This window comes from Streptomyces sp. SID14436 (assembly GCF_010548465.1).
Lineage (GTDB): Bacteria > Actinomycetota > Actinomycetes > Streptomycetales > Streptomycetaceae > Streptomyces.
In genome coordinates, this window is sequence record NZ_JAAGMD010000370.1 from 1 (window position 1) to 7,427 (window position 7,427).

4 protein-coding genes and 2 pseudogenes are annotated in these 7,427 nt (G+C 72.1%); all 6 read right to left on the bottom strand.

Annotated features, from left to right (window positions below; genetic code table 11):
* Positions 1 to 1,288, bottom strand: a 1,288-nt coding sequence (locus G3I53_RS13080) for an AI-2E family transporter (protein WP_164438362.1), incomplete at its 3' end; no start/stop codon positions are given.
* A gap of 142 nt (positions 1,289 to 1,430) precedes the next feature.
* On the bottom strand, positions 1,431 to 2,147 hold the full coding sequence (locus G3I53_RS13085; RefSeq protein ID WP_203592768.1) for a transglycosylase SLT domain-containing protein: 717 nt from the start codon (positions 2,145 to 2,147) through the stop codon (positions 1,431 to 1,433).
* Positions 2,148 to 2,550: 403 nt separating this feature from the next.
* The gene (locus G3I53_RS13090) at positions 2,551 to 3,876 is read right to left on the bottom strand and encodes a PhoH family protein (protein ID WP_164339007.1); all 1,326 of its coding nucleotides are present in this window, start codon (positions 3,874 to 3,876) and stop codon (positions 2,551 to 2,553) included.
* A gap of 394 nt (positions 3,877 to 4,270) precedes the next feature.
* A complete protein-coding gene (locus G3I53_RS13095) occupies positions 4,271 to 5,044 on the bottom strand; it encodes an isoprenyl transferase (RefSeq protein WP_164339006.1) in 774 nt (257 codons plus the stop codon).
* A gap of 1,271 nt (positions 5,045 to 6,315) precedes the next feature.
* A pseudogene (locus G3I53_RS33840) lies at positions 6,316 to 7,146 on the bottom strand (methyltransferase domain-containing protein); the annotation flags it as partial.
* Between the two features lie 75 nt (positions 7,147 to 7,221).
* A pseudogene (locus G3I53_RS13105) lies at positions 7,222 to 7,427 on the bottom strand (hypothetical protein); the annotation flags it as partial.

The following is a 7,427-nucleotide window of genomic DNA, read 5'->3' on the forward strand; positions in this document are numbered from 1 at the left end:
CCGCGGCGGTCGCGGTGACGGCCGTGGCGCCCCGGGGCCGGGGGGCCAGCCGGGTGGACGCCTCCTGGGAGTAGGCGCGCAGATAGGTCGCGACGGTGTTGGTGACCGCGACCAGCGGCACGGCGACCACCGCACCGCCGATTCCGGCCACCATGCCGCCGGTGGCCACGGCCAGCACCACGGCGAGCGGGTGCACCCGGACGGCGCGGCCGAGGATGAACGGCTGCAGGATGTGCCCCTCGATCTGCTGCACCGCCAGCACCACGACGAGGGTCATGACGGCCGTGAACACGCCCTGGGTGACGAGCGCGACGACCACCGCCAGCGCGCCCGACACGACCGCACCGACCAGCGGGATGAAGGCGAACAGGAAGATGAAGACGGCCAGCGGCACCGCCATCGGCACATCGAGGAAGTAGATGCCGAGGCCGATGAAGATGGCGTCGATCAGCGCCACTATCACCGTGCCGCGCACATACGCCGTCAGCGTCCGCCAGGCGGCCGGTCCGGCGCCGGCGACGCCCGGGCGGGCGACGGCCGGGACCAGCTTCAGCGACCACTCCCAGATGCGCCGGCCGTCGTAGAGCAGGAACAGCGTGGAGAACACCGCGAGCAGGATGCCGGTGAGCGCCTCGACGACGACGGTGACGCCCTCCAGGCCCGCCGAGGTGATCTGCTCGCTGTTGGCTCCGACGGCCTCCCGGAGGTTCTTGGCGATCTCGTTGATCTGCTTGTCGGTGACGTGGAAGGGGCTGTTCAGCAGCCAGTTGCGCAGTTCGTCGATGCCGCCCTGGATCTGGCTGGTCAGGTTGTCGATGTTCTCCATGACCTGCCAGGTCACGAACCAGCCGATGAGGCCCATGACGACGAAGCCGAACAGCGCGGTCAGTGCGGTGGCCGGCCCGCGCGGCACGCCGAGGCGGCGCAGCCGCGCCACCGTGGGCTGGAGCAGGGCGGTGATGAGCAGGGCGGCCACGAAGGCCAGCACCACCAGCTGGACGGCGCTGATGACCCGCATGAGGACCCAGAGGGTGCCCGCGAGGACCAGCAGCCGCCAGCCGGCCTCGGCCGCCACGCGCACGCCCCACGGCACGGCCTGCGCCGGGTCGGGGCGGGCCGGGACGGCGGGCGCGTAGTCGGGCGGCGGGGGGACGTGGCCCTCTGCCGGGGCGGACGCGGACGGGTCGCCGTCCTCCCGTTCGACCTCGGCGCGGCGTTCGTCGAGCCGTTTGCCGACCGCGGTCAGTCCGGCTCCGACCCGGCCGAGCCATCCTGGCACTCGCGACATGATCCGTCCTCTTCCCCCGTTTCTCCGCACCACTCCCCCTGGAGTCGTCGGTCAGACGCTACAGGGCGACAGCCCCGCACCGTAGGACGGTGCGGGGCTGCGCCGGGGTTGAGCGGGGTGGAGGCCGGCGGGCCTGCCGGGCCTAGTACCAGTGGTTGGCCTGCCAGAACGACCAGGCGCCGCAGGGGCTGCCGTAGCGCTCGTTCATGTAGTTCAGGCCCCACTTGATCTGGGTGGCCGGGTTGGTCTGCCAGTCGGCGCCGGCGGAGGCCATCTTGGAGCCCGGGAGCGCCTGGACGAGACCGTAGGCGCCCGAGGAGGGGTTGACGGCCTTGTAGTTCCAGGTGGACTCGCGGGTCACGATGTTGCTGAAGCACTGGAACTGGTCGCCGGGAATCATCTGGCGGGCCATGGCCTGGACTTCGGCGACGGTGTAGCTCGCCTTCGCCGAGAAGCTGGAGGCGTCCCGGGTGGCGGAGCGGCTCGCGGCGGCCTTGGCCTCGGCCTCGCGCTGCTTGGCCTCCTTCGCCGCCTTCTCGGCCTGCTCCTTCTTGGCCACGGCGGTCTTGGCGGCGGCCTTGCGGGCTGCCTCCTCCGCGTCCTTCTTGGCGGTCGTGTCCGCGGCGATGGCCATCGTCTCGGCCTGCTGCGTCACGGAGGCGGTCTGTACCTGGGCCTGCTGGCCCGCGGGGATGTCCGCGAGCAGCGTGGTGCTGGCTGCCGTCGCCTCGACGTCGTTGTTCTGCGCGGTGCTGCCCGAGGCAACGCCGACGACGCTTCCGACAGCGGTGACCGCGGTGGCCGAAGCCACTGCGAATCCCCGGACCGAGATCCGGCTCACACGGTTTCCTTCCAGCATCGCCCGCTTCGGTGACCCTCGCGGACGCAATCGTGCCCCTGGCACTGGCCTCCCCAACTGCGGGCCACGGGAGGCGCGGGCCCGGTGGGCAACCCCCCGTGCGGGGAGCGCCGCGTGGTGCTCGGGCGGCATACGACGACGCTATGCAGTTGGAAGCCGGTGCTTCGGTTGTGTCCCGTGCCGCTGGCGGTACGGATGTGTCGTATGCGGGGCCTGACAGGAAGGAGACTCTGCCGTAATCCGGCGGCGGGAGGCAATTCTCCGCCGCGTGTGAAAGCTCACACCCCGTTTGCCCCAGGCGTTTTCCGGAAAGGCCACGCACGCCGACGCCGCCCGGCTAGGCTCTGTGCCTTTCCGGACGGCGCCAACTCTTGCGTAACCGCTCCTTTTTGGAAGAGTTCGGTCAGACCTGACCGTCTTCGAGCATTTCGGTCACCAGTGCGGCGATCCTGGACCTTTCGGACCGGGTCAGGGTGACGTGGGCGAACAGCGGATGCCCCTTCAGTTTCTCCACGACGGCGACCACTCCGTCGTACCGGCCCACCCTCAGGTTGTCGCGCTGGGCCACGTCGTGGGTCAGGACGACCCGCGAATTGGCGCCGATCCGGGACAGAACGGTCAGCAGGACGTTCCGTTCCAGCGACTGGGCCTCGTCGACGATGACGAACGCGTCGTGCAGCGAGCGGCCCCGGATGTGGGTGAGCGGCAGGACCTCCAGCATGCCGCGCGCGGTGACCTCTTCGATGACCTCCCGCGAGGTGACGGCGGACAGCGTGTCGAAGACCGCCTGCGCCCAGGGGCCCATCTTCTCGGCCTCGGTGCCGGGCAGGTAGCCGAGTTCCTGCCCGCCCACCGCGTACAGCGGCCGGAAGACCATCACCTTCTGGTGCTGACGGCGCTCCAGCACCGCCTCCAGGCCCGCGCACAGCGCCAGCGCCGACTTGCCGGTGCCGGCCCGGCCGCCCATCGACACGATGCCGACGTCCGGATCGAGGAGCAGGTCCAGGGCGATGCGCTGCTCGGCGCTGCGGCCCTTGATGCCGAACACCTCCCGGTCGCCGCGCACCAGACGGACGTTGCCGTCGGCGGTGACCCGGCCGAGCGCCTTGCCGCGCTCGGACTGGAGGGTCAGGCCGGTGTGCACGGGCAGGTGGGACGCCTCGGGCACGTAGACGTGCCCCTCCTCGAAGAGGATGTCCACCTGCTCACCCGGCAGGGTGAGTTCGGACATGCCGGTCCAGCCGGAGGCGTCGGTGATGGCGAGCTCGGCGCGGTATTCCTCGGCGAGGAGTCCGACGGAGGACGCCTTGATCCTCAGCGGCAGGTCCTTCGACACCACGGTGACGTCGAACCCCTCGGCCTGCAGATTGCGGGCGACCGCGAGGATGCGGGAGTCGTTGTCCCCCAGGCGGTAGCCGGTCGGCAGCACGCTGGGGTCCGAGTGGTTGAGCTCGACCCGGACGGTGCCGCCGAGGTCCCCGATGGGGATCGGGGCGTCGAGGCGACCGTGCCGTACCCGGAACTCGTCGAGCAGGCGCAGGGCCTGCCGGGCGAAGTAGCCCAGTTCGGGATGGTGCCGCTTGGCCTCCAGTTCCGTCACCACGACAACGGGGAGCACCACCTCGTGCTCGTCGAAGCGGCTCAGGGCGCCTGGGTCGGCCAGCAGGACGCTGGTGTCGAGGACATAGGTGCGCCGGTCGGGCTTGTGGCGCTTTGTGCTGGTCACCACGGAAGGACGTACCCCCTCGGAAGAGGTCGGGGAGCGACGGAGCGAAGCCGGGCCGGGTGGGCGATGACGATCGTGGCCGGCGTGGCGGACGCCGCGGCCGGCCGACGACCCCTCTGCGCAGCGGGCCGAGAACCGGCCCTCCGCTGCTCTTTCCGTGCCGTGACCGCACGGTGGGGCTGATGCAAAGGGCCTCCCGGGCGGACGACCCCGGGCCGTCCGCTGAGATCCGACACCCGTGGTTCGGGTGTCGACCTGTCTGGCTTATGCCCTCGAACGTACGCCGCCATGCAACGGTGCACGACGGCGCACGCGTGAACTCTCCGTGACACCGTGTGACCCGCATGGGGGAACGGACCGCTGGCGGGCTGCCGCCCGGCCCGGCCCTGCCGGGTCTTCAGCCGCCGTAACGCCGGTGGCGGGCGGCGTAGTCGCGCAGCGCGCGCAGGAAGTCGACCTTGCGGAAGGCCGGCCAGAAGACCTCGCAGAAGTAGTACTCCGAGTGAGCGGTCTGCCAGAGCATGAAGCCGGACAGCCGCTGCTCGCCGCTGGTGCGGATGACCAGATCCGGGTCGGGCTGGGCGCGGGTGTAGAGGTGACGTCCGATCATGTCGACGTCGACGGACTCGGCGAGCTCCTCCATGGAGGTGCCCTGCTCGTGCGCCTGGAGGAGCATGGACCGTACGGCGTCGGCGATCTCCTGGCGGCCGCCGTAGCCGATGGCGACGTTGACCACTATGCCGTCGACGTGCGCCGTGCTCTGCTGGGCCTCTTTGAGGGTGGTCTGCATTCCGGCGGGCAGCAGGTCGGGGGTGCCGACGTGGTGCACACGCCAGCGTCCGTCGGCGGCGAGGCTGCGGACCACGTCCTCGATGATGCCGAGCAGGGGGACGAGCTCTTCCTCGGGGCGGTCGAAGTTGTCCGTCGACAGCAGCCACAGGGTGACGACCTCGACGTCCGTCTCCGTGCACCAGCCGAGGAACTCCTCGATCTTGTCTGCGCCCGCGCGGTGGCCGTGGACGGTGCTGGATCCCGCGGCTTTGGCCCACCGGCGGTTCCCGTCCATGATGACGCCGATGTGCTTGGGCACCTGAGCGGTGTCCAGGTGGCCTTCCACCCGGCGTGCGTACAGCCTGACCAGCAGGCCACGCAGCTTGTCGCGCAGGTTCACGTGATCGTCAGCCCCTCCGTGCGGATCGGACAGACGCGGCACCCCGCCGCGGGTCCACGGCATGGCGACCCGGTCGTGGTCGCGGGCGGCCCCTGTCCGTATGGCGGTCCCCGGGGGCGAAGCCTACCCCCGCGCGGGCGGGCGTCCCCAAAGCCCGGGGTGGGGCGGTGGTCGAGGGTCCCGCGGGGTTCGGGAGGCGCCGCGGGCCGGCCTCACCGCGTGCGGGGCCGCCGGAACCAGCCGCCCGCCGAGCCCTGGCCGAGCAGCACGACGACGGCGACGGCGCCCGCCAGGGGCAGGATGCCGAACGGCGTGCCCTGCGCCGCCCCGCCGAGCGCGAGCAGGATCTGGACGGAGCCGAGCACCAGCGCGGCGACCCGGACACCGGGGCCCGCGGAGGGGAAGAGGAAGGCCAGGACGAGCAGCACCCAGGCCGTCAGGTACGGCGCGAAGGCCCGTCCGGCCGCCTCCGCGCCGGAGAAGGCGCCCACCAGGGCGCTGTGCACCACTCCGAGTCCGGCGAGCGCGAAGATCACCACCTGCGCGGCCCGCACGGCGGCGGGCATCCCGGCCGGCACCTGCGGATGGGGGTAGTGCGGGTGGGGGTACTGCGGGTGCGGGTACTGCGGCCGGTGAGCGGCCTCGCCGTTGTGGCCGGGCTGCTGCGGGGGCAGGGCCGGATACTCGTTCGACATGCGAGGGACTCTAACCACGGACACAAAAAAACGGGCCGGTCCGTGGGGGGGAGACGGACCGGCCCGAGGGGGGGTTTCCACCATAACCCTTCGTAAGTGATGCTGCGTCCATCGGCGTGCCACAACTACTCTCCGGATTCGGCCGGCGACGCCGAGGTGGTCGCGGAACGAGCGATTCAGGCCGCGCGAGTGGCCGATTTCCTGCAGGAATGGCGCCTTCACCTGGGAAATTGCAGGCGATGTGAGGTCGCTGTGACGGATGTGGCGTCTTCGGCACGTTCCGCGATCATTCTTCCGGCCGTCCCCCAGATGGGTGACCGGGCCCGACACGCCGTCTTGACCCGGTGGGACACGGGAGGCGGGAGAGGGTGACGCGGAGGGATCAGGAGACCGGGGCCCCCGGGACGCGGGGCCGCGGACGGGCGCGGAACGGCCGGGCACCGCGCAGCCCCCTCCACTGCGCGGTACCACTCCCGCGCAGCTTTGCTCACGCGAATTACCTTGGTCCGAACTTACGTGATGGGGGGACGGGAAGGCGAGCCCGGATCCATAACGATGCGGCCACCGGCCGGCCACCGGCCTGCGGGCCTGGACGAGCTGCCGCGTGCTGTGGGCGACGAAGGCCCCCTCGGCCACGATCCGCTCGTGCAGCGCCCGCAACCGCGGCAGGTATGCCTCGACGGTGCAGTCCGGCACCATCCAGACGACCTTCCGCAGGAAGTGCACCACGGCACCGATGTCGAAGAACTCCATGCGCAGACGTGCGGTCCGCAGGCCGGTGACCTCCAGCCCGGCGGCCTCGGCCGCGCGCCGCTCCCGGTCCGGGTGCCGGGCCCCGCCGCCCCCGCCGGGCTGCGGCCCGAGGAAGTGCTCCACGAGCTCCCGGGCGCTGCCCGGGCCGACGCGCTGGGCGAAGTACGTGCCCCCGGGTTCCAGCACCCGCGCGATCTCCGTCCACGGCGGCTCGACGGGGTGGCGGCTGACGACGAGGTCGAAGGCGCCGTCGGCGAAGGGCAGCGGCGCCTCCCCGGCCGAGGCGACGACCGTGACGCGCCGGGGCCGGAGCAGGGCGGCGGCACGGGCGGCGTTGGGCGGCCGGCCCTCGGTGGCGACGACCAGCGGGAGCCGCCCCCGGCGCGGCCGGGACACCCCCGGTCCGGCGGAGGGGAAGGCGTTGGCGAGCGCGAAGTCGAGCACCTCGCCGCCGCCGGTCTGGACGTCGAGCACGGCGTCCGCCCGGACGATCCGCTCCGCCAGGGCACGCGCGTACCCCCAGGGCGGACGGGCTTCGGTGGCCCGGCCCTCGAACCAGGAGAAGTCCCAGCCGTCGGTGGGCACGGCGGCCCCTTCGGCGACCAGCTCCTCGAAGGAACGGCCCCGCCCCGCTCCGGCCGATCCGCTCGCCACGGAACCCTCCCTCACTGTCCATCAGATCTTCACCCCCGCCGCCGCGTCGGGGCGGGACTCGCTGCCGACGCGGCGTCAGGAACGGTCGCCGCCGACCCGGCCGCCGGTGCCCGTCCCCTGCAGCTCCGGCGCCACCTCCTGCGCCACGAACCGCACGAACCCCTCCGGGTCCGGTTCGTCCGCCGTGGGCTGCAGGATCACCGCGTCCGCGCCGGCCTCGGCCAGCCGCCGCACCTGCCGCGCCACGGCACCGGCGTCCCCGGCGGCACCGAGGTCCGCGT

Excerpts from the sequence above, each read along its gene's own strand:
- G3I53_RS13085 (WP_203592768.1), bottom strand. The coding sequence starts at position 2,147 with ATGCTGGAAGGAAACCGTGTGAGCCGGATCTCGGTCCGGGGATTCGCA.